A 21,741-nucleotide genomic window follows, 5' to 3' on the forward strand; every position below is an offset into this window, starting at 1 on the left:
CCAAGATGGACCCACTTATGTCCCACACCCTCCTCGCGTTCCACGCACATCCTGACGATGAGGCCCTGCTCACGTCCGGGACGATGGCGCGCGCCGCGGCCGAGGGTCATCGCGTCATCCTCGTCGTCGCGACGGACGGCGAGCTCGGGCTGGCATCACAGGCGTACGTCGCGGGCGGCCTGGCCGCGCGGCGACGTGGGGAGCTCGAGACGAGCGCCCGGGCGCTGGGAGTCGCTCGCGTCGAGCACCTCGGCTACGCGGACAGCGGCCTCGGCCCCGAGCTGCTCCCGGACCCACCCGGACGCACCCGCTTCGTCCGGGCCGAGACGGAGCAGGCTGGCCAACGCCTCGCTGCCATCCTCGACGAGGAGCGGGTGGACGTCCTCCTCGGCTACGACGCCAACGGCGGCTACGGCCATCCGGACCACAAGAAGGTCCACCACGTCGCACGCCGGGCGGCCGAGCTCGCCGGCACGTCCCGCCTGCTCGAGGCCACCGTGCCGCGGGACACCATCTGCCGCGCCCTCGACCTCGCCGCCAAGGTGTACCGCTTTCCCCCGGACTTCGACCGGCACAGCTTCGACCGCGCCTTCTCGGCACGCCGCGACATCACCCATCGGATCAACGTGCGCCGCCACATCGCCGCCAAGCGGGCCTCGATGCGGGCCCATGCGTCCCAGGCGAGCGCCGACGGCGGGGCAGACCGCACCCTGGCCGCCTTCCTCCGCATCCCCCGCCCGGTCTACGACGTCGTCTTCGGCCGGGAGTGGTTTGTCGACGCCACGCCCCACCTGAGGGGCGGTGACCCGGGGAGCGAGCCCAGCGGCATACGGCATGACGTGTTTGAGGGGCTGACGTGACGGCCGCGTTGGTGCGCAAGGTGCTGCAGTTCGTCGTCGGCATCGGCCTGGCCGTCTTCCTGCTCTGGTGGGGCCTCCCCCACATCGCCCACACCACGTGGACCGACGTGTGGGCCACCCTGTCCGGCCTGCAGGCCAGCACGGTCGTCGGGCTGACCATCCTGATGGTCTCGGGGCTGTGGCTCGTCACCTTTCTCTACACCGGGTCGCTCAAGGGGCTGTCCCATGGAAAGGCGATGATCGTCAACGCGTGCGGGTCCTCGATCGGCAACCTCCTGCCGGGCGGGGGCGCCGCCGGGGTCGTCGTCACCTACCACCAGCTGCGCTCCTGGGGCTTCCTGCGCCGCGACATCTCCACCATGGTCATCGTCACCGGCGTCTGGAACGTCCTCGCCCGGGTCGTCCTGCCCGTCGTCGGAATCCTTGCCATCGTCATCGGCATCGGGGAGCTCAACCCGGTCGTCGCACAGGCTGCCATCATCGGCGCGCTCATCGGCCTCGCCGTCATCGTCGCCTTCTGGGGGGTCCTCGCCTCCGAGGACTTCGCCCACAAGCTGGGCCGGTGGTCCACCCGCGTGTGGCGCCGGGTCCGCGGGAAGAAGGCCGCCGACACCGACGTCGAGAAGACCCTCGTCGGGATGCGCCACGACATCATCGAGATCGTCCGCTACGGCTGGCTCGAGATGACCTACGGACTCGTCGGCTTCTTCGGCGTCTACTACATCCTCTTCTGGTTCTGCCTCAACTCGATGGGCGTGCAGATGCCGTTCGCCTACATGTTCGGGGCCTACACGGTCGGTCGGCTGCTGACGGCCGTCGGCATCACGCCCGGCGGGCTGGGCGTCACCGAGGCCGGCACCGCCGCCGTTCTCGTCGGGTGGGGCGCGGACCCGACCCAGGCGACCGCCGGCGTCGTGCTCTTCTCGCTGTACACGCACTTCTTCGAGGTGCCCCTGGGCGTGCTCGGCTGGGCGCTGTGGTGGGTCAGCCCCAAGAAGATCCCGTCGGATGCGGTCTACGACGAGGACGAGGGCTCCGTCCGCGCCCCATTGGCGGTGGGCAGCTCGAGCAGCACCGCGGTCCCCGGCCCGAGCGGATCTAGCCCAATCGAGTGACCAGCTTTCGGGGCCGAAAGCTGTTCACTCGATTGAGGGGGACCCGAAAGCTGTTCACTCGATTCAGGGAGACCCGAAAGCTGTTCACTCGACTGGGGCGGCGGGCCACCAGCCTTGGTGGGGCGGTTCCGGGCACTACGGTTGATGCAGGTGGTGCAGAGTCGCCTGCGAAGGGAGCGAGTCGTGGCCGAGGCAATGGAACGGATCTGGCTGAGCAGCTACGCCGAGGGGGTGCCGCACGACATCGAGCCGGTCACCGAGTCGCTGACGGACCTGCTCGACTCGTCCGTGACGCAGTACGCGGAGCGAACCGCACTGGAGTTCTTCGGCGCTGAGACGACCTACACCCAGCTCGGTGACCAGGTGGCCCGGGCGGCGGAGGGGTTGCGCCGCCTCGGGGTCGCCAAAGGGGACCGGGTCGCCCTCGTCCTGCCGAACTGCCCTCAGCACGTCGTTGCCTTCTACGCGGTCCTGCGCCTCGGCGCGGTGGTGGTCGAGCACAACCCGCTGTACACCGAGACGGAGATGGCGACGCAGTTCGCCGATCACGAGGCCACGGTGGCCATCGCCTGGGACAAGGTCGCTCCCATGGTGAGCGGCCTGCCGGGCGTCACGCGCGTCATCGCCGTCAACCTCATCCACGCCATGCCGCTCGCGAAGCGACTGGCCCTCGCTCTGCCGATCCCGAAGGCGCGCTCCCTGCGTTCCGCCCTGACCGGACCGGCCCCGGGCAGCATCCCGTGGGGTCAGCTGCTCCGGCAGGGGAAGATCGAACCGGCGCATCCCAAGCCGACGGTGGACGACCTCGCCGTGATCCAGTACACGAGCGGCACGACCGGAGTGCCCAAGGGAGCGATGCTCACCCACCGCAACCTCGCCGCGAACGCCGCCCAGGGTCGGGCATGGGTACCTGGGATGGCGCCCGGCGACGAGACGATCTACGCGATCCTGCCGATGTTCCACGCCTACGGCCTCACCCTCTGTCTCACCTTCGGGATGAGCGCCGGCGCCCGGGTCGTGCTCTTCCCCCGGTTCGACGTCGACCTCGTCCTCACCGCCGCCCGGAAGCACCCGCCGACGTTCCTGCCGGCGGTGCCCCCTATCTACGAGAAGCTCGCCACGGCCGCCCGGGAGCGCGGTGTCGACCTGTCGGCGACCCGCTGGGCCATCTCGGGCGCCATGACCCTGCCACCTGAGACCCTCGAGCTCTGGGAGTCCGTGACCGGCGGCCTCCTCGTGGAGGGGTACGGCCTCACCGAGACCTCCCCCGTCGCCCTCGGCAACCCCATCGGCCCGTCGCGCCGCACCGGCGCTGTCGGGGTCCCCTTCCCCAGCACGGAGATCCGGGTCGTCGACCCGGACAACCCGGACGAGGACCGGCCTCCCGGCGAGCGCGGTGAGCTGCTCATCCGCGGACCCCAGGTCTTCACCGGCTACTGGGGCAAGCCAGCGGAGACGGCTGAGAGCCTCCTCGATGGGGGCTGGGTGCGCACGGGCGACATCGTGGAGGTCGACGGCGACGGTTTCGTGTCGGTGGTCGACCGGATCAAGGAGATCATCATCACCGGCGGATTCAACGTCATGCCCTCCGAGGTCGAGACAGCCCTCAAGCACTTCCCGGGCGTGACGGACGCGGCCGTCGTCGGCATGCCGAGGGACGACGGCAGCGAGGAGGTCGTCGCCGCAGTCACGGTCGAGGACCGCAACGCCTTCGACCCCGAGGCGGCGCGCGACCACTGCCGCGAGCGGCTCGCTGCCTACAAGATCCCCCGGCGCGTCGAGGTCGTCGACGACCTGCCCAAGACGATCATCGGCAAGGTCCTGCGGCGACAGGTGCGCGACCAGCTGCTCGCGGGCTGACGCACCGGACTCTGCCTCCCCTGCCCAATCGAGTGAACAGCTTTCGGGCCCGAAAGCTGTTCACTCGAAAGGGCAGGGGGTCGGCTCAGGACTGCTCGAAGACGACGGCCATCGGCGTCTGCTCCGACCCCTGGCCGAGGGGGTTGTCCGCGAACATCGCCTCGTAGCGCTCCGTGGGGCCGGGCGCGTCCGTGCCGAGGACGTTGCGGCCGATGTCGTTGGCGTCCATGACGACGGTCCCGGCGAAGGTGTCGCGCCACGCCGCGGGGACCCGTTCCCGGATCAGCGCCGACAGCCGTGCTGCCACGGCGTCCGGGTCCTTGGGGGCGAGCTTGGCCGAGACGTTGGCCGGGTAGACGGAGTACTCCGTCGGGCCGTCGATGGCGCGGATGTCGCCCCCGACGAGCTCGTAGAAGAGGCCGCGCCTGCCGACGAGCTTGCCGATTGCCCCACCGGCCGAGGCGTAGAGCACGCGCGGCAGACCGGCCTCCTCGATGGCGAGCTGCATCGTGAAGGGCGAGCCGAGGCCGATCCCGGCGGGAGTGCGTGTCACGTAGCGCGACAGGATGCGCGCCGGGCGCGAGACCTTGATGTCCCAGATGAAGTACGAGCGGCCCTGGGTGATGGCCACGATCTTCTCCGAGATGAAGAAGTACCACCGGCCCTTGGTCGCGACGTCGTGGTCCCCGCCGGCCGACGGCAGCCCCGCGAAGAACCGCTCGAGGTAGCCGAGGGTCTTCTCCTCGAGATCGTCCTCCCGTGCGTAGAGCTCGGTGCGCAACGGATACCGCCGCACCGTGCTGCCGGCGTCGGCACCGGCTCCCTCGGCGGCGTCGAGCACGAGGTCGAGCTCCTTGCGGGCGTTCGGCTCGTAGTCCGTCTTCACCCGGGGGGCGACGTCGGCCTCCGACGGCTTCTCGTCGAAGTACTCCTGCAGCCACAGCTCGAGGTTGATCAGGCGCCAGAAGGTCATCGAGTCGACGTCGTTCGTGCCCTTGATCCACCCCTCGAAGGCGTGCAGCACCTCGGTCTGGTTGAAGTAGGGCCGGGTCGCGAAGGACTCCGACAGGAAGATCCCGTAGAAGTGGTTCTTCAGCCGCATGAACCACTCGCCCTGCGGCGTCGTGAAGCCGATCTTGTTGCGGCGCCGGTTGATCGAGTCGGGCAGCAGGTCGCGGGTCGCATCGCGCAGGATGCGCTTGTTCCAGCCGTCCTTGATGATCGCCTCGTCGGACAGCGAGAAGATGAACTTGACGACCTCCTTGTCGAGGAACGGCACGCGCCCCTCGAGCGAGAAGCGCATCGTGTTCTTGTCCTCGTAACGGAGCAGCGACGGGAGCGAGCCGACGAAGAGGTCCTCGACGAGGCGCTTCTTGAGGTTCGACCCCTCGACCGCGTACCGCTCCCCCTTGTAGTCGGCCACGAACCCCTGGCCGAGGAGCTGGGTCGTCGGGACGTCCTTGCGCCCGCGCAGCCTCGCCTTGAGCTTGAACCGCCCCAGGCGGTACAGCACGTCGAGCGACTTGGACAGCTCACGCGCCGCCGTGACCGCACCCTGCGCTCGAAGCTGGCGCAGGTAGACGAAGTAGTAGGGGATGTAGCCGGCCATCATCTCGTCTGCGCCCTGGCCGTCGAGCAGGACGGTGACGTGCTTCGTGGCCTCGCGCATCACCTGGTACTGCGCGTACGGGCCGCTCGAGATGAGCGGCTCCTCCTGGGTGCGGACGAAGTCGACGAGGTCCTCCTTGAACTCGGAGGCGGTCGGCTTGATCTTGTGTCCGCTGACGTGCCCCCGGCAGATCTCGAGGACGTCGTCGACGTAGCGCTCCTCGTCGTTGATCGAGTTCGGGAAGACCGCGGAGAAGGTGTTCTGCTGCTGGCCCACCGACCCCTCGGCCGTCTCGTCGTGCTCACCGAGCAGCCGGTTGATGATGACGGCGACCGCCGACGAGTCGAGCCCGCCGGACAGCGAGGTCCCGACCGGCACCTCCGACTGCAGCCGCAGCCGCACGGCCTCGGTCAGCCGCTCGCGGTACTCGCGCACCGCCGCCTCGTCGTAGGGCCGCTGCTCCTGGGCGAGCTCGAGCAGCTCCTCGCGCAGCCGCGTGAACCGCCGCCTCGCCACCGACCCGTCCGCCGCGATGGTCATCATCTCGCCCGGCTCGAGCCGCTCGATCCCGTCGAAGAACGTCTCGCGCCCGTCCTCGTGGATCCGGAAGCGCAGGTACCGGTAGATGGTCCGGTCGTTCGGCCGCTTCTCGTAGAGGCCCGACGCCAGCAGGGGCTTGATCTCACTTGCAAAGGCCCACGCGACTGAGCCCTCATTGCCGTCCGCACCCGAGCCAGCCGAGCGGCACACGTACAGGGGCTTGATCCCGAAGTGGTCGCGAGCGAGCGTCAGCGAGCGCTCCTGGGCGTCCCAGATCGCCAGCCCGAACATCCCGTTGAAGCGGTCGAACGCGTCCGCCCCCCACGCGGCGAAGGCCTGCAGAACGACCTCCGTGTCGCTGTCCGTCTCGAACGTGTGGCCGAGCGGCTCGAGCTCGGCGCGCAGATCCAGGTAGTTGTAGACCTCGCCGTTGTAGACGATCGTGTAGCGCCCGTCGCGCGTCGTCATGGGCTGCTGGCCGTGGGCGCGGTCGATGATCGACAGCCGCCGATGCGCAAGTCCGACCAGGCCGTCCGTGAAGATGCCGTCGCCGTCGGGACCACGGTGGACCTGGCAGTCGTTCATCCGGCGCAGCAGCGCGTCGTCGGCCGTCAGCCCGTGGTACCCAGCGATTCCGCACATGCCGAACACCCTAATGGCGTATGCCGCTGAGCTCGCACCCGCGACAACGTGGCCCCACGCGCCGGCTGAGTTGACCCACTCGGGGTCACGGGGGGCCAATCAGGGTGGTACCGGGGAGAAAACTGATGGCTTTGGCGGAGGCGATCTCCTTACCGTCGACCATGCTCGACGTGATCGACGCCGTCAACTCGTTCATCGAGGCCAACGCCTCCACCCCGTGGGCCCTCGTCGTGCTGTTCGTCCTGACCGTCGTGGACTCGACCCTGCCGCCCCTGCCGAGCGAGTCCGTGCTCATCGCCCTCGCCGCCTTCGGGGCGAGCACGGGATCGCCGCCGCTCGTCGTCCTCGCCGGGGTCGCCGCCCTCGGCGCCTGGAGCGGGGACAACCTGGCCTACACGCTGGCCCGGCACTCTCCGATGCGCCGGTTGCGCGACACGCGATCGCCCCGACTGCGGAGCGCGTTCGGCTTCGCCGCGGGCGAGCTCGATCGTCGGGGCGGGCTCTTCATCGTCGTCGGGCGCTACATCCCGGTCGGTCGGGTGGCGGTCAACCTGACGGCCGGAGCGAGTGAGTTCCCTCGGCGGCGCTTCCTCGGGCTGACGGCGTTGGCGGGGACCACGTGGTCGGCCTACAGCGTCGGCGTCGGGGCCCTGGCCGGTGCCTGGCTGCAGGACAACCCGCTCCTGGGCGCAGCGGCCGGGATCGGCGTGGCGGTCGTCATCGGAGCGGTGATCGACCGGATGCTCCGCGCGCGGAGGGTGGGCCTGGATCGCCGTGAACCGCGCTCGATGCCCCAGCGTCTTCCGCAGCGACCGATCCTTCCCACGGAAGCGAGCTCAGCATGCACCGTCCGTCCCGAACTGCGTCATTCGTCCTCGGTGGCCTCGCGGCCGCCACGCTCGTGACCGGGGGCGCCGCCATCGCCGCTGATGCGGATGCGCTGCTCAAGGCGCCGCTCCAGGGCAGCATCCTCAGCGACCCACCGCTCTTCGGCGCGACGCGGGGTGGCGCGCCGTGGGAGATCGGCCCCAGCGAGGCGAAGCTCGAGCTCGACGGCACGGTGAAGATCACGATCACCGGCCTGCTCATCCCCGGTGTCGGCGTCGGACCGGTCCGCACCGTGACGGCGACGGTGGCCTGCAACGGCGAGCGGGTCGCAACGACCGCAGCGGCACCGCTGAGTGCCGCGGGCGACGCCACGATCAAGGACGACGTCACGCTGCCGGACCGTTGCCTCGCGCCGGCCGTCCTGATCAACCCGAACGGGAACGCCGCGGTCTACATCGCGGCAACCGGCCACTGACGGCTCAGGTCATTCCCACTCGATCGTGCCAGGCGGCTTGCTCGTCACGTCGAGCACGACCCGGTTGACCTCCGGGACCTCGTTGGTGATCCGCGTCGAGATGTGCGCCAGCACGTCGTACGGCACCCGCGCCCAGTCGGCGGTCATCGCGTCCTCCGAGGCCACCGGCCGCAGCACGACCGGGTGGCCGTAGGTGCGACCATCGCCCTGGACGCCGACCGACCGGACGTCGGCGAGGAGCACGACCGGGCACTGCCAGATGTCGCGGTCGAGGCCGGCCCTGGTCAGCTCCTCGCGCGCGATCGCGTCCGCGCGCCGGAGGATGGCCAGCCGCTCGGCGTCGACGGCGCCGATGATGCGGATGCCGAGTCCCGGCCCGGGGAACGGCTGGCGCCACACGATCGCCTCGGGGACGCCGAGCTCGAGACCGACCTGGCGGACCTCGTCCTTGAAGAGGGTGCGAAGCGGCTCGACGAGCTTGAACTGGAGGTCGTCGGGCAGACCGCCGACGTTGTGGTGGCTCTTGATGTTCGCCGCGCCTTCGCCGCCACCGGACTCGACGACGTCGGGGTAGAGCGTGCCCTGGACGAGCCACTTGACTGGGTGCACCTCATCCGCGTGGCTGCCGACGACGTCGCGGGCCGCCTGCTCGAAGACGCGGATGAACTGCTCACCGATGGCCTTGCGCTTCGTCTCGGGGTCCATGACGCCGGAGAGAGCGCTGAGGAAGCGCTCCTGGGCGTCGACGACGACGAGGTCGACGCCGGTCGCCTCGACGAAGTCCTTCTCGACCTGCTCGGCCTCTCCCTCACGGAGCAGGCCGTGGTCGACGAACACGCAGGTCAGCTGGTCGCCCACCGCCCTCTGGACGAGGGCCGCCGCGACGGACGAGTCGACACCGCCGGACAGGGCGCAGAGGACGCGGTCCTCGCCCACCTGCTCGCGGATCGACTCGACGAGCTCCTCGACGACGTTGCCGGGAGTCCATTGCGGCTCGATGCCCGCGCCCTGCCGGAGGAAGTTCTCGATGACCCGCTGGCCGTGCTCGGAGTGAAGCACCTCAGGGTGCCACTGGACTCCGTACAGCCGGCGCTCGTCGTCCTCGAACGCCGCGACCGGTGTGGCCAGCGTCGAGGCGGTCACGAGGAAACCGTCCGGCGCCTCGCCGACCGAGTCGCCGTGCGACATCCACACGACCTGCTCGTCCGGTTGGCCGTCGAAGAGCGTGGAGTCGGTGCGCGAGATCGAGGCATCGGTCTTGCCGTACTCCCGCGCTCCCGTGCGGTCGACCGTGCCGCCGAGCGCCCGGGCCATGGACTGGAACCCGTAGCACATGCCGAGGACCGGCACGCCCGCTTCAAGCAACGCGGGGTCGAGGCGCGGTGCGCCCTCCTCGTAGACCGAGCTGGGGCCGCCGGAGAGGATGATCGCGGCGGGCTGCCTGGCGAGCAGGTCGGCAACCGGCGTGGAGTGTGGCACGACCTCGCTGTAGACCTGGGCCTCGCGGACGCGCCGCGCGATGAGCTGGGCGTACTGTGCGCCGAAGTCGACGACGAGGACGGGGTGGGCCTGGAGGTCGTGCGCTTCACTCACGCACGAAGCCTAGCCGCCCGCATCGGAGGCGACGCGGACTGCACGCTCGACGCGGGGGCGACGCGGGGGTCAGGCGACGTAGGCGCGTTGGAGCATCGCGTTGACCTCCTGCGTGTTCCGGTGCTCCGCGACCCACGGGACGATGGGCACGAAGCCTGCGAGCAGGTTGAGGATGATCCGCTTGAGGCCCCAGGCGGCCTTGACACCGAGGTTCGCGACCGAGACCGCGAACGCCATGTAGATGAAGCCGTGGATGTAGCTCCAGTTCTCCGTGAGGAAGTTCTCCTGGTCGAAGCCGTACTTCATGATCATCTCGGCGATGAGGATGAACAGCGCGATGCCGGCGATGATCGCCATGACCCGATAGATGTTAAGGGCCGTCCTGATCTGCGTCGGCTTGGCCAGGTTGGTCGGGTACGTGCTCACGCGTGCGCGTCCTCTCTCGGTGCGGCCGACTCAGGGACGGCCGGCTGCTGCTCTGCTCGGAACATCTTCCACCACATCCAGATCGCGAAGAGACCGAAGACCCACCACTGGATGGCATAGGCGAGGTTCTTGAGGTTCAGCGGTGCGTCGGCCTCCGGGGGCGGCACTCGGGCCAGCGCCGCAGCGGTGTGCCCGGACTCCGATGAGGCCAACAGCACGACGTTGTAGAGGTCACCCGGCCACTCGTTGACCAGCTGCGCCAGGTCGATGCCGCGCCGCTGGCCATCGGGAAGGGGTGGGCCGCTGCGCGGCGACTCTCCCGGTCCGAGCGTGCCGAGCACGGTGACCGTCCCCTCGGGCGGGGGTGGCACGGTGGTCGGTGTGCCGTCGACGAAGCCACGCAGCACGGCAACCGTGCCGACCGGCGTCTCGAGCGGGGTCACGACCCACGAGCCGACCCGGCCACCCAGCCGACGGTCGGGGACCACGAAACCCAGCTCAGCGGCATACGTCCCGGTGGCGCTGACGGGCCGGTTCGAGAACTCGGCCTTGAACGCGGAGTGGGTGGTCGCCACCTCGGTGAGGGGGGCGCGTGGCAACGCGGCGGCCGCGGAGACGGCCTCCTTGCGGCCCTCGTCCTGCGCGACGCCGAGCTGCCAGAGTCCGAGGAAGACGCATCCAGCGACAACGATGAGCATGACGATCGTCAAGCCCACCCAGCGCGAGGTGAGCAGGCCACGGAACACGCGTCAAGCGTAGGTCACCGCGTGAAGCCGCCGTGTCACCGCCCGCCCGGCCGTGACACACTCGACGTTCATGACCGGCTGCACGTCCCTCCACCGCCGGCGCTCCCGGATCCTGCTCGCCGTTGCCGTGGCTGCCCTCTCGGTCGGCGGCCTCACGGCCTGCGGCGGGGCCGAGCCCCTTGCCGCTGCGACCGTCACCGTCTGGGTCGAGCCGCCCGTGGATCCCGCCTCCCAGAGCACGCCCGAGCAGGCGACCCCCACGACGGAGGAGGAGCCCACCATCGCCGCCACGTTGCGCGCCGGGCACCTGAATGACGCGGTGTCCTCCTACGAGCAGGCGCAGGAGCACTTCGAGGAGGCCGACAAGTCGGTCGAGGTGGCCGCCTTCCGCAGCCCGAGCGGCAACATCTACTGCCAGCTCGGCCCCGACTTCGCAGCCTGCGAGGTCGAGGAGGGCCGCGTCGAGCCCCCTGTCGACGGGATCTGCCGGGACTCGGACGCAGACGACGTCGGCCGACTCGAGCTCGTGGCCGGCGCGGTGACCCCCGTGTGCAACACCGACTCCATCCGGGACCCGGAGGCGCGGAAGCTGGCCTACGGTCGCATCGCCGAGGTGCCGGGGGTGGACGTCACCTGTCTCAGTGAGGAGTCGGGAGTCACCTGCGTCGACCCGAACAGCGAGCACGGTTTCTTCATCGCCCGGGGGACCTTCACCACCTTCTGAACCATGCGGCCCAGGTCATCCGGGTGGTGGGCACGTCGAAGCAGGGGAACTCGATGAACGTTCTCGTGGCTCCCAAGTGATCCACCTGGTCGGGTGATCCGGCCCGCGTGACCCGTCAGCGTCCGTCCTGCGGACGACCTCGCGGGCACATGGGGATGATCCACCGACAGCCCGGCCCCGCCGACACCACGGTCGGCGGGGCCGAGGCATCCCCGTAGAATCGTCACTCCGGCGCGGCCGAGCCGGACTCTTCCCAACCGATGTTTCGAGGAGACCCGTGGCGCAACTGCTGCTCCTGCACCTGCTGGCAGCCGTCGTCGCCCCCCTGCTCGTCCGCCTCCTCCACCGGAAGGCCTTCGTGGTCCTCGCGCTGGTCCCGGCCACCGCGTTCGGCTGGCTCGTCAGCGTGTCCACCGAGGTGCGGGAGGGGTACGGCCCGACCCAGCAGTTCTCCTGGGTCCCCGGACTCGGGCTCGACCTCGACTTCCGGGTCACGACCCTGTCCTGGGTCCTCGGGCTGCTCGTCACCGGAGTCGGCGCCCTCGTCCTCCTCTACTGCACCTGGTACTTCAAGCCGGACGACGACACCCTGTGGCGCTTCACCTCGGTGTTCACGGCCTTCGCCGGTGCGATGCTCGGCCTCGTCCTGACCGACAACTTCCTCGTGCTCTACGTCTTCTGGGAGCTGACGACGGTCTTCTCCTACCTGCTCATCGGACACAACCCGGCGAGCTCGACCAACCGACGAGCCGCCATGCAGGCCCTGCTCGTGACGACCTTCGGCGGTCTCGCGATGCTCATCGGGATCATCGCCATCGGGGTGCACCACACGTACTCGATCAGCGAGCTCCTCGACTCCCCTCCCCCGCTGGACGGGATCCTCATTGCCGCCATCGTCCTCCTGCTCGTCGGGGCGCTGTCGAAGTCGGCGCTCATCCCGTTCCACTTCTGGCTTCCCGGCGCCATGGCGGCGCCGACACCGGTGAGCGCCTACCTCCACGCAGCCGCGATGGTCAAGGCCGGCGTCTACCTCGTCGCCCTGCTCGCGCCGGCCTTCGCCGGGGTCCCGGCCTGGCATGCCCTCACCGTCGGCCTCGGCCTCGGCACGATGCTCCTCGGCGGGTGGCGGGCCATGCGCCAGCACGACCTCAAGCTGCTGCTCGCCTATGGCACCGTGAGCCAGCTGGGATTCATGGTGGCGATCACCGGGATCGGCACGCGCGCCGCCGCTCTCTCGGCCCTCGCGCTCATCATCGGGCACGCCCTCTTCAAGTCCACGCTCTTCCTCATCGTCGGGATCATCGACAAGACGACGGGAACCCGCGACCTGAGGCGCCTCTCCGGCGTCGGCCGCCGCTTCCTCCCGATCAGCATCCCGGCGGGCCTGGCGGCGCTCTCGATGGCCGGTGTGGCGCCCCTGACCGGCTTCGTCGCGAAGGAGAGCGTGCTCGGCGCGGTGCTGGGCGGCATCGAGGACGCCGAGCCGCTCCCCAAGGCGTGGGGATGGCTCGCCCTGGCGGTCATTCTCATCGGCTCTGCCCTGACGGTGGCCTACACGGCGCGGTTCATGTGGGGCGCGTTCGCGACCAAGCCCGACGTTCCGCCCACCCGCTTCACCGTGCCGCATCCCGGATTCGTCGCGGCACCGCTCCTGCTCGGCGTGGCCTCGCTGTTCCTTGGCCTGCTCGCACCCATCGAGTCCACCTGGCTCATGCCGTACGCGGACGAGTTCACCGTGGGCGACGCCGCCGAGCCGCTCGCCCTGTGGCACGGCCTGACCGTGCCTCTTGCGCTGTCCGTCGTCTCGATCCTCGCCGGCGGTCTCCTGTTCCTGGCCCGGGAGGACGTCGCCCGGGCGCAGGCTCGTGTCCCCGACCTCGTCGACGGCGAGCGCATCTTCGGTCACGTCCTGCGGGGGGTCGACAGGGGCGCAGTCGAGGCGACTGCGGTGACGCAACGCGGCTCGCTCCCGCTCTACGTCATGGCCATCCTCGTCATGTTCGTCGCGCTGCCCGGTGGCGCAGCCGTGCTCGGAGGCACGATCGGTCCCGTCCGCCTGTGGGACTCCCCCGCCCAAGTCGTCGTCGGGGCGATCGTCGTCTCCGCCGCGCTCCTCGTCCTCTTCTCGCGCAGGCGGGTCACGAGCATCATGCTCGTGGGGGTCACCGGCTACGGCACGGCGATGACTTTCATCATTGCCGGTGCCCCCGACCTCGGCATCACCCAGATGCTCGTCGAGACCGTCGCCCTGGTCGTCTTCGTCCTCGTCCTCCGCAGGCTCCCGACGAAGTTCACCCGCCACCCACAGTCGCCGGTCCGGTCCTGGCGTCTCGCCCTCGGCCTCGCCGTCGGACTCGGGGTCGCCAGCCTGGCCCTCGTGACCACGAGCGCCCGCAACCAGCTGCCGACCTCCGAGGGTTTCCCCAGGGAGGCGTACGCCTTCGGCCACGGCCGGAACATCGTCAACGTGACCCTCGTCGACATCCGTGCCTGGGACACGCTGGGCGAGGTCTCCGTGCTCGTCGTCGCGGCGACCGGCATCGCCAGCCTCATCTTCGTCAACACCCGGAACGCCCGACTGTCGCGGGCCACGGCCAAGAACCTCCCTCCGACAGAGCCGGGCCGGGGCACCTGGCTGCACGGTGGGCGCACGCTACGGCCCGAGCGTCGATCGGTCATCTTCGAGGTCGTGACCCGGCTCGTCTTCCACGTCATGCTCGCGGCGTCGCTCTTCCTCCTCTTCGCCGGCCACAACCAGCCGGGAGGCGGTTTCTCGGGCGGCCTGGTCGCGGGTCTCGCCCTCGTGATCCGGTATCTCGCGGGCGGCCGCTACGAGCTCGACGAGGCGGCCCCCTTCGACGCCGGCCTCCTCGTGGGGCTCGGTCTGCTCGTCGTCGCCACCTCGGCGCTCGCCCCGCTGGCCTTCGGGGGCACGATACTCGAGACGACGGCGGTGGACTTCGAGCTGCCGGTCTGGGGCGACGTGCACCTGGTCACCTCCCTCTTCTTCGACTGCGGCGTCTATCTCATCGTCGTCGGGATGATGCTCGACATCGTCCGGAGCCTCGGCAGCGGCATCGACCGCCAGATCGCGGAGGAGACGTCCGACCCGAGTACCGCTGCGGCCTATGACACCGCCCCGGCCGGGGAGGCCACTCCCACTCCCGCAGCGGACGCCGATCTGGCCCCACCTCGACCGAGAGGGGCCGCGTCATGACCGCCCTCATCGAGCCCACGATCCACCCCAACGTCACGCTCATCGTCGTCGTGGCCGCGCTCATCGCAGCCGGGACGGTCCTCGTGCTGGACCGAAGCCTCGTGCGGATCCTGCTCGGGCTGCTCATGGTCGGCAACGGCGTGTCGATCCTCTACATGGTCGTCGCGGGCGCGGCTGGACGTCCCCCGTTCGTCGGCGACGCCGACCCCAACGAGATGAGCGACCCGTTGCCCCAGGCCATGGTGCTGACGGCCATCGTCATCTCCCTGGCGACCATGGGCTTCCTGATGGCGCTCGCCTACCGGCTCTGGCAGGTGGCTGGGACGGATGACGTGCCCGACGACGCCGAGGACGCACGGATCCTCGACCTGGCCCTGGCCAACGAGACGTCCTCGACGTACGACCCCAACGTGACCCCGACCACGACCGCCGACGAGAGCGCCCAGGAGACCACCCCATGAGCTCCTGGGTCCCCAATCTCGTGCCGATGGCCGTGCTGCTCCCCCTGCTGGGTGCGGCCCTCACCCTCTCCTTCCGGCGCTCACCGGCTCTCCAGCGGACCATCAGTGTCGGGGTCCTCGCCACTGTCGTCGTTGTCGCCGCAGTCCTCATCCACCAGACCGACGCGCACGGCCCCCAGGTGCTCTGGCTCGGTGACTGGCCGGAGCCGCTCGGGATCTCCCTCGTCGCCGACCGGCTCAGCTCACTCATGCTCCTCGTGTCGGCCGTCGTCTCGCTGCTCGTCCTCATCTTCGCCATCGGCCAGGGACAGGCGGACGACGAGGAAGACACGCCGATGTCGATCTTCCACCCGACCTACCTCGTGCTCATGGCCGGCGTGTCCAACGCGTTCCTCGCGGGCGACCTCTTCAACCTCTTCGTCGGGTTCGAGATCCTGCTGTTCTCGTCGTACGTCCTGCTGACCCTGGGCGGCTCGGGTCCGCGCATCCACGCCGGCACGACGTACGTCGTCGTCAGCCTGGTCAGCTCGTCCCTGTTCCTCATTGCCATCGCGGCGGCCTATGCAGCGACTGGAACCGTCAACCTGGCACAGCTGGCCCTGCGCATCGAGGGGCTGCCGGCCGGTGTGGCCCTCGCCGTCCAGCTGGCCCTGCTCACGACCTTCGCAATCAAGGCAGCGGTGTTCCCGATGTCGTCGTGGCTTCCCGACAGCTACCCGACTGCTCCAGCGCCGGTGACGGCAGTCTTCGCCGGGTTGCTCACCAAGGTCGGTGTGTACGCGATCATCCGCACCCAGACCCTCCTTTTCCCCGAGTCGCCGCTCACCGGCCTGCTGATGTGGGCAGCGCTCCTGACGATGATCGTCGGCATCCTCGGCGCGGTGTCCCAGACGGGACTCAAGCGGATGCTGTCCTTCACGCTGGTCAGCCACATCGGCTACATGATCTTCGGCGTCTCACTCGCGACAGAGCACGGGATCGCGGGCGCGATCTTCTACGTCACACACCACATCACGATCCAGACTGCGCTGTTCCTCATCACCGGTCTCGTTGAGCGGCTTGGCGGGACGACCTCTCTCGACCGGCTCGGGGGCCTCGCGGCAGCCTCACCGGTCCTGGCCATCCTGTTCTTCACCTCGGCCGTGAACCTTTCCGGGATCCCCCCGCTCTCCGGGTTCCTCGCGAAGATCGGCCTGCTCCACGCCGGCCTCGAGGTCGGCACGCCGATGTCCTGGGTCCTCGTCGTGGCCGGCATCGTCACGAGCCTGCTCACGCTCTATGCGCTCATGAAGGTGTGGAGCCAGGCATTCTGGCGCAGCGCCCCCCGTGAGGCTGCGGGCGAGGAGGTGGACGGCGCGGGCTCGAAGGAGTTCGAGACCAGACCGGTCCCGGTCGGGCACGGTGCCGCAGCACGGACCGACTCGAGGGGGGAAGCCCTCGCGACCGGGCCGCGCGACTTCTACACCGACCCGCCGCGACGTCGCAGGAGCGCAACTGCGCAGGCCGCGCACCCCCTGCCCAACGCGATGCTGTGGGCGACGGCAGCGATGACTGCAGTGGGCATCCTCATCACGCTCGTGGCCGGTCCCCTCTTCGCCTACACCCAGCGCGCCGCGACCGACCTCATGCAGCGGGATCCGTACATCACGAGCGTGCTGCCCCCGGAGGTGCGCCGGTGAGCACGCTACCCGAGCCCACCGAGGGCACCCGGGCGACCGACACGCCACACCGACGGCGGCGCTCCTTCCAGCCGCGTGCCATCCTCGTCGTCGCGCTGGCCTGGTGCCTGCTCTGGGACCGCATCTCCTGGGGCAACGTCCTGTCCGGCCTGGTGGTGGGTCTCCTGGTCACCCTCGCCTTCCCGCTGCCATCGATCGAGTTCGGAGGGCGGCTGCGGCTCCCCCAGCTGCTCGTGTTGTTGAGCCACTTCTTCCGCGACCTCGCCGTTGCATCGGTTCAGGTCGCCATCTTGGCCTTCCGTTCCCGCCCGCCGCGCAACTCCGTCATCGAGGTCAAGCTCCGGACGCACTCGGACTTCTACCTCACCCTGACGTCAGAGCTCGTCGGCCTCGTGCCCGGCTCCACGGTCATCGAGGCCCGGCGATCGAGCTCGATCATCTACCTGCACCTGCTCGACGTCTGGGGACAGGAGGCGACCAAGCACTTCCACGACCACGTGCTCGAGATCGAGGAACGGGTCGTGCGCGTGTTCGGCTCGCCCGGCGAGATCGCCACCGTCGAACGACTCAAGAAGGAGGGCCGATGACGCTCGTCACCGCCGCCGCGACGGTCATGCTCGGGGTTGCCGCTGCCTTGTGCCTCTTCCGGCTCTACCGGGGCCCGAGCGCCCTGGATCGCATCCTCGCGATCGACGTCCTCCTCGTCATCTTCATCGCCGGGGTCGCCCTCGAGTCGGTGTGGAACCACCACGCCACCAACCTGCCCCTGATCATGATCCTGGCCATGGTCAACTTCGTCGGGGGCGTGGCGGTGACCCGGCTGCTCTCCCGCGACTCCGACGACCAGCCATCCGAGTCGGACGGAGTCGCCTCGTGAACTGGTCCTCCGTGCTCGACATCGTGGGTGGGATCTGCCTGCTCCTCGGCGCGGCGCTCTGCCTCGCGGGGGCCGTCGGGCTGGTCCGCTTCCCTGACACCCTCTCCCGGCTCCACGCCGTCACCAAGCCACAGAGCCTCGGGCTCGTCCTCGTCCTCGTCGCCCTGGCCCTGACACTGCGCACGTGGGCCGCCGCTTCAACGCTCATCATCGCCGCGGCCGCGCAGTTCTTCACCTCTCCGGTGTCCGCCCATCTCGTCGGACGAACGGCCTACCGCAACCGTCGCGTCGACGCACGAACCCTCGACGTCGACGAACTGTCCGAGGCCCTCGAGCGGGGCGACTCAGCCACCTCGCAACAGCCGCCTTCGTCGTGAAGCAAGCTCAGCGGCATACGGGCCCATTCCGTATGCCGCTGAGCCGGCTGAGCGGGATACAGCTGGGTTCGCGCGAGGTGGAGCGCGCCGACGTCACGGGGCGAGGTGCTCGTGGGGGCCGAGTGGGGCGACCCAGAGTGTGACGTCAGGAGGCCTGCTCCCGCTGAACCACACGGTAGGGCAGTCCCTGGGCCGGGCGATCGTCCTGCCCTCCACAGGCCGGCCACAGCGACATCGCTCGCTCGGCCTGTGCGGTGATCGTCAGGCTCGGGTTCACGCCGAGGTTCGCCGAGATGGCTGCGCCGTCGACGACGTGCAGGCCCGGGTAGTTCCAGACGCGGTGGTACGGATCGAGGACGCCCCGGTCGGGCGAGCCGGAGATCACCGCGCCCCCGAGGAAGTGGGCGGTCATCGGGATGTCGAGGATCTCGCCGATGCTGGACCCAGGGACGGCCCGCTCGCCGGTCGCCCGCCCGAGCCGGCCCGCCAGAGCGCGTACCGCGGCGTTGCCCTCAGGGATGTACGTCGGGTTGGGCGCGCCGTAGCCCTGGGTCGACGTCAGGTGCGTGCCCAACAGGCCACGTCGGCGTCGGACGGTGATGGAGTTGTCCGTCGTCTGCATGACGAGCGCGATGATGGTGCGCTCGCTCCACCGGCGTTTCGACAGGGACCTGAGGAAGAGGGCCGGGTGGGCCAGCGCCTGGCCCAGGAACCTCGCCCATCGGGGCACCCGGCCGCCACCGTCGACCTGCAGGATCGCGAGCAGCCCCATGGCGTTGGAGCCCTTGCCGTAGCGGACGTTCTCGACGTGAGTGGTCTCGTTCACATGGAAGCTCGAGGTGATCGCGACTCCCTTCGACAGGTCCATCCCTCGCGGCACGCGCGCCGTGGTCGCCCCCGCGAGCGCCTCCGAGTTCGTCCGCGTGAGCTCCCCGAGCCTGCCCGACAGGTGCGGCAGGTGGCTTTCTCGCATGGCGTGGAGCAGCTGTGCGGTCCCCCAGGCACCGGCAGCGATGACGACCTGGTCGGCGGTCGCCGTCCGGCGGTCCTTGCCTCGCTTGGTCCACGCACCGGTGCGCTCAGTGGTGACGGCGTAACCGCTCTCAGGTCGAGCGCGGTCGAGTGGGCGGACCTCGGTCACCGTGCGCAGCGGCTCGATCGTCACGCCACGACGCTCGGCCAGGGCCAGGTAGTTCTTGACGAGCGTGTTCTTGGCGCCGACCTTGCAGCCGACCATGCAGTTCCCGCACTGGGTGCAGCCGACGCGGTCCGGGCCCTCACCGCCGAAGAACGGGTCCGGCGCTCGCTTGCCGGGCTCGCCGAAGTAGACGGCCACGGGGGTCTTGCGGAACGTGTCCCCGACTCCCAGATCGCTCGCCGTGTCCTTCATGACCTGCTCGACCGGCCCCCAGCACGGGTTCTCGACCACTCCGAGCATGCGCTGCGCCGTCGCGTAGTGCGGCGCGAGCTCGGCCTGCCAGTCGGTGATGTCGGCCCACTGCGGGTCGCGGAAGAACGGCTCCGGGGGCACGTACAGGGTGTTGGCGTAGTTGAGCGAGCCACCGCCGACGCCGGCTCCGCCCAGGATCAGACATTCCGGCAGCCGGTGGATCCGCTGCACGCCGTAGCAGCCGAGCCGCGGCGCCCAGAGATAGCGCCGCAGGTTCCAGCTCGTGTCCGCGAAGTCCTCGTCCGCGAACCGGCGGCCGGCCTCGTAGACGTGGACGCGGTAGCCCTTCTCGGCCAGCCGGAGCGCCGCGACCGAGCCGCCGAAGCCCGACCCGATGACCACGACATCGTGGTCGTACACCTGCGTCATACTCGCAGCCTAGACGCCCGCGAGGCCAAGACTACCGCCGAGTAACGAACCCCACAGGCCTACCGAGCGGACGTACGGCAGCGAGCCCAGCGGCATACGGCAGGAGGAACGGCCTACTGCCCGAGGTAGGGCGAGACGACCACCTCGACCCGCTGGAACTCCTTGACATCGCTGTAGCCGGTCGTGGCCATGGCCCGCCGCAGGGCGCCGACGAGGTTGGTCGTGCCGTCGGCCTGACGCCCCGGGCCGAAGAGGATCTCCTCGATCGAGGCCTGCATGCCGAGCTCCATGCGCACACCGCGCGGCAGCTCGGAATGGTGCGCCTCTGGGCCCCAGTGGTACCCGCGCCCGGGTGCGTCCGTCGCGCGGGCCAGCGCGGCCCCGAGCATGACGGCGTCGGCACCGCAGGCAACGGCCTTGACGATGTCACCCGAGGTCCCGACGCCTCCGTCGGCGATGACGTGGACGTACCGGCCACCGGACTCGTCGAGATAGTCACGCCGGGCGGCCGCGACATCCGCCACGGCCGAGGCCATCGGCGCGTGGATCCCGAGCGTCTTGCGGGTCGTGTGTGCCGCTCCCCCGCCGAAACCGACGAGCACTCCAGCCGCGCCCGTGCGCATCAGGTGCAGCGCCGCGGTGTACGAGGCGGCCCCGCCGACGATGACCGGAACGTCCAGCTCATAGATGAACCGCTTGAGGTTGAGCGGCTCGGCCCGCCCGGAGACGTGCTCGGCGGACACCGTCGTGCCGCGGATGACGAAGAGGTCGACCCCCGCGTCGACGACTGTCTTCCAGTGCTGCTGGGTGCGCTGCGGCGACAGGGCGCCGGCCACCGTGACGCCAGCCTCGCGCAGCTGGTGAAGTCGCTCGGTGACGAGCTCCGGCTTGATCGGCTCCGCGTAGATCTCCTGCATGCGCGGGGTCGCGTGCACCGGATCGAGCCCGGCGATCTCGGCCAGCTGAGTCGTCGGGTCCTCGTAGCGGGTCCAGAGCCCCTCGAGGTCGAGGACGGGCAGCGCGCCGAGCTTGCCGAGCGCGATCGCGGACTCGGGCGAGACGACCGAGTCCATCGGCGCGGCCATCACGGGGGTGTCGAAGTGGTACGCGTCGATCTGCCACGAGACCGACACCTCCTCGGGATCGCGGGTGCGCCGAGACGGCACCACGGCGATGTCGTCGAAGGAGTAGGCCCGCCGTCCGCGCTTGCCCCTGCCGATCTCGATCTCAGTCACCGCCCGATCCTAGCTGCGGTTCGAGCGCCTCGAGGAAGGCGAGGGTCGCGCGGCTCGGATTGAAGCTGCTCCACGCGAGGTACTCGATGCGGGTCGGTCCGTTGGTGACGCGGATCGCTGTGAGGTCCGGTCCCGGGGGAACGAGCGCCGGCGCCAGGAGCGCGATGGCGAGGTCCTGTCTCACGAGGCCGAGGATGAGCCCCGCGTCCATGGCCTCGAAGGCGACCTCGCGCCGGAGTCCCGCGGCTGCGAAGGCGAGGTCGCTCTGGGCCCGGCCCGGGGTCCCGGCCGGGAAGTCCGCGAAGGACTCCTCGGCCAGGTCATGCAGGTCGAGGGCGTCCCGTCCGGAGAGGCGATGGCGCGCGCTGAGGACGGCGACGAGCCGGTCGCGCAACAGCTCCCGGGTCCGGACCCGTTGCGGCGGAGCAGTCTCCGGGAGACCGAGGACGGCGATGTCGACCTCCCCGATGTCGATGGCGGCAACGAGCTCATCGCTCCCACCGCCTCGCAGGGCGATGCGCACCGCCGGATGCGCATGGTGGAACTCGCGCAGCGCGGCCGGGACGTCGATGGCGGTGACGGTGGGGATGAGACCGATGGCTAGCTGCCCCCGGAGCTGGCCGGTGGCCGCGACGGCGTCGGCCGCCGCCCGCTCGGC

The 21,741-nt window shown here is 69.9% G+C and carries 19 protein-coding genes; 12 read left to right on the forward strand and 7 right to left on the reverse strand.

Annotated features, from left to right (window positions below):
* Positions 1-17 precede the first annotated feature (17 nt).
* From VJN29_RS02020 to VJN29_RS02030, 3 genes are all read left to right on the forward strand, one after another.
* On the forward strand, positions 18-860 hold the full coding sequence (locus VJN29_RS02020) for a PIG-L deacetylase family protein (protein ID WP_324141795.1): 843 nt from the start codon (positions 18-20) through the stop codon (positions 858-860).
* Positions 857-1,975, forward strand: coding sequence for a lysylphosphatidylglycerol synthase transmembrane domain-containing protein (locus VJN29_RS02025; protein WP_324141796.1), 1,119 nt, complete (start codon positions 857-859; stop codon positions 1,973-1,975). The genes VJN29_RS02020 and VJN29_RS02025 overlap by 4 nt, the downstream gene beginning before the upstream one ends.
* Before the next feature lie 195 nt (positions 1,976-2,170).
* Positions 2,171-3,835: a long-chain-fatty-acid--CoA ligase gene (locus VJN29_RS02030; protein ID WP_324141814.1), complete on the forward strand. Its 1,665-nt coding sequence runs from the start codon at positions 2,171-2,173 to the stop codon at positions 3,833-3,835.
* 85 nt (positions 3,836-3,920) lie between these two features.
* Here VJN29_RS02030 and asnB read toward each other — a convergent pair whose 3' ends face one another.
* Complete coding sequence (asnB, locus tag VJN29_RS02035) at positions 3,921-6,626, reverse strand: asparagine synthase (glutamine-hydrolyzing) (RefSeq protein ID WP_324141797.1); 2,706 nt, start codon at positions 6,624-6,626, stop codon at positions 3,921-3,923.
* Positions 6,627-6,787: 161 nt separating this feature from the next.
* On the opposite strand from asnB, the gene VJN29_RS02040 reads away from it, so the two are divergent.
* Together VJN29_RS02040 and VJN29_RS02045 are read left to right on the forward strand one after the other, a co-directional pair.
* On the forward strand, positions 6,788-7,531 hold the full coding sequence (locus VJN29_RS02040; RefSeq protein ID WP_324141798.1) for a DedA family protein: 744 nt from the start codon (positions 6,788-6,790) through the stop codon (positions 7,529-7,531).
* The gene (locus VJN29_RS02045; RefSeq protein WP_324141799.1) at positions 7,468-7,929 is read left to right on the forward strand and encodes a hypothetical protein; all 462 of its coding nucleotides are present in this window, start codon (positions 7,468-7,470) and stop codon (positions 7,927-7,929) included. Before VJN29_RS02040 ends, VJN29_RS02045 begins: the two co-directional genes overlap by 64 nt.
* A 9-nt stretch (positions 7,930-7,938) precedes the next feature.
* On the opposite strand, the gene guaA is transcribed toward VJN29_RS02045, so the two are convergent.
* The 3 genes from guaA to VJN29_RS02060 all read right to left on the reverse strand — a co-directional run bounded on the left by guaA (position 7,939) and on the right by VJN29_RS02060 (position 10,694).
* Positions 7,939-9,522 (reverse strand): glutamine-hydrolyzing GMP synthase, encoded by a 1,584-nt coding sequence (guaA, locus tag VJN29_RS02050; RefSeq protein ID WP_324141800.1) that lies wholly within the window; start codon positions 9,520-9,522, stop codon positions 7,939-7,941.
* Between the two features lie 69 nt (positions 9,523-9,591).
* Positions 9,592-9,948 carry a DUF3817 domain-containing protein gene (locus tag VJN29_RS02055; RefSeq protein ID WP_324141801.1) on the reverse strand — a complete coding sequence of 119 codons (357 nt, stop codon included), beginning with the start codon at positions 9,946-9,948 and terminating at the stop codon, positions 9,592-9,594.
* On the reverse strand, positions 9,945-10,694 hold the full coding sequence (locus VJN29_RS02060) for an SURF1 family protein (protein WP_324141802.1): 750 nt from the start codon (positions 10,692-10,694) through the stop codon (positions 9,945-9,947). The genes VJN29_RS02055 and VJN29_RS02060 overlap by 4 nt, the downstream gene beginning before the upstream one ends.
* Before the next feature lie 70 nt (positions 10,695-10,764).
* Here VJN29_RS02060 and VJN29_RS02065 point away from each other — a divergent pair, with 70 nt between their 5' ends.
* The 7 genes from VJN29_RS02065 to mnhG all read left to right on the forward strand — a co-directional run bounded on the left by VJN29_RS02065 (position 10,765) and on the right by mnhG (position 18,029).
* The gene (locus VJN29_RS02065) at positions 10,765-11,418 is read left to right on the forward strand and encodes a hypothetical protein (protein ID WP_324141803.1); all 654 of its coding nucleotides are present in this window, start codon (positions 10,765-10,767) and stop codon (positions 11,416-11,418) included.
* A 277-nt stretch (positions 11,419-11,695) separates the two neighbouring features.
* On the forward strand, positions 11,696-14,635 hold the full coding sequence (locus VJN29_RS02070) for a Na+/H+ antiporter subunit A (protein WP_324141804.1): 2,940 nt from the start codon (positions 11,696-11,698) through the stop codon (positions 14,633-14,635).
* Positions 14,632-15,096 (forward strand): Na(+)/H(+) antiporter subunit C, encoded by a 465-nt coding sequence (locus VJN29_RS02075; RefSeq protein ID WP_324141805.1) that lies wholly within the window; start codon positions 14,632-14,634, stop codon positions 15,094-15,096. The genes VJN29_RS02070 and VJN29_RS02075 overlap by 4 nt, the downstream gene beginning before the upstream one ends.
* Positions 15,093-16,775, forward strand: coding sequence for a Na+/H+ antiporter subunit D (locus VJN29_RS02080; RefSeq protein WP_324141806.1), 1,683 nt, complete (start codon positions 15,093-15,095; stop codon positions 16,773-16,775). The genes VJN29_RS02075 and VJN29_RS02080 overlap by 4 nt, the downstream gene beginning before the upstream one ends.
* Positions 16,772-17,362, forward strand: a complete 591-nt coding sequence (locus VJN29_RS02085; RefSeq protein ID WP_324141807.1) for a Na+/H+ antiporter subunit E — start codon at positions 16,772-16,774, stop codon at positions 17,360-17,362. Before VJN29_RS02080 ends, VJN29_RS02085 begins: the two co-directional genes overlap by 4 nt.
* Complete coding sequence (locus VJN29_RS02090) at positions 17,359-17,652, forward strand: monovalent cation/H+ antiporter complex subunit F (protein WP_324141808.1); 294 nt, start codon at positions 17,359-17,361, stop codon at positions 17,650-17,652. The genes VJN29_RS02085 and VJN29_RS02090 overlap by 4 nt, the downstream gene beginning before the upstream one ends.
* Positions 17,649-18,029, forward strand: coding sequence for a monovalent cation/H(+) antiporter subunit G (gene mnhG, locus VJN29_RS02095; protein WP_324141809.1), 381 nt, complete (start codon positions 17,649-17,651; stop codon positions 18,027-18,029). Before VJN29_RS02090 ends, mnhG begins: the two co-directional genes overlap by 4 nt.
* A 145-nt stretch (positions 18,030-18,174) precedes the next feature.
* Here the strand turns inward: mnhG and VJN29_RS02100 are convergent, their stop codons facing one another.
* The 3 genes from VJN29_RS02100 to VJN29_RS02110 all read right to left on the reverse strand — a co-directional run.
* Positions 18,175-19,848, reverse strand: a complete 1,674-nt coding sequence (locus tag VJN29_RS02100; protein ID WP_324141810.1) for a GMC family oxidoreductase — start codon at positions 19,846-19,848, stop codon at positions 18,175-18,177.
* 113 nt (positions 19,849-19,961) lie between these two features.
* On the reverse strand, positions 19,962-21,083 hold the full coding sequence (locus VJN29_RS02105) for a GuaB3 family IMP dehydrogenase-related protein (protein WP_324141811.1): 1,122 nt from the start codon (positions 21,081-21,083) through the stop codon (positions 19,962-19,964).
* Positions 21,076-21,741, reverse strand: a 666-nt coding sequence (locus tag VJN29_RS02110; protein WP_324141812.1) for a LysR substrate-binding domain-containing protein, incomplete at its 5' end; no start/stop codon positions are given. The genes VJN29_RS02105 and VJN29_RS02110, both read right to left, overlap by 8 nt.

Source organism: Intrasporangium sp., assembly GCF_035280925.1.
Lineage (GTDB): Bacteria > Actinomycetota > Actinomycetes > Actinomycetales > Dermatophilaceae > Intrasporangium.

Bases quoted from the DNA above. Each gene is read 5' to 3' on its own strand.
- VJN29_RS02020 (WP_324141795.1), top strand. From the start codon at position 18: ATGTCCCACACCCTCCTCGCGTTCCACGCACATCCTGACGATGAGGCC.
- VJN29_RS02030 (WP_324141814.1), top strand. From the start codon at position 2,171: ATGGAACGGATCTGGCTGAGCAGCTACGCCGAGGGGGTGCCGCACGAC.
- asnB (WP_324141797.1), bottom strand. From the start codon at position 6,626: ATGTGCGGAATCGCTGGGTACCACGGGCTGACGGCCGACGACGCGCTG.
- VJN29_RS02040 (WP_324141798.1), top strand. From the start codon at position 6,788: ATGCTCGACGTGATCGACGCCGTCAACTCGTTCATCGAGGCCAACGCC.
- VJN29_RS02045 (WP_324141799.1), top strand. From the start codon at position 7,468: ATGCACCGTCCGTCCCGAACTGCGTCATTCGTCCTCGGTGGCCTCGCG.
- VJN29_RS02065 (WP_324141803.1), top strand. From the start codon at position 10,765: ATGACCGGCTGCACGTCCCTCCACCGCCGGCGCTCCCGGATCCTGCTC.
- VJN29_RS02075 (WP_324141805.1), top strand. From the start codon at position 14,632: ATGACCGCCCTCATCGAGCCCACGATCCACCCCAACGTCACGCTCATC.
- VJN29_RS02080 (WP_324141806.1), top strand. From the start codon at position 15,093: ATGAGCTCCTGGGTCCCCAATCTCGTGCCGATGGCCGTGCTGCTCCCC.
- VJN29_RS02090 (WP_324141808.1), top strand. From the start codon at position 17,359: ATGACGCTCGTCACCGCCGCCGCGACGGTCATGCTCGGGGTTGCCGCT.
- VJN29_RS02100 (WP_324141810.1), bottom strand. From the start codon at position 19,848: ATGACGCAGGTGTACGACCACGATGTCGTGGTCATCGGGTCGGGCTTC.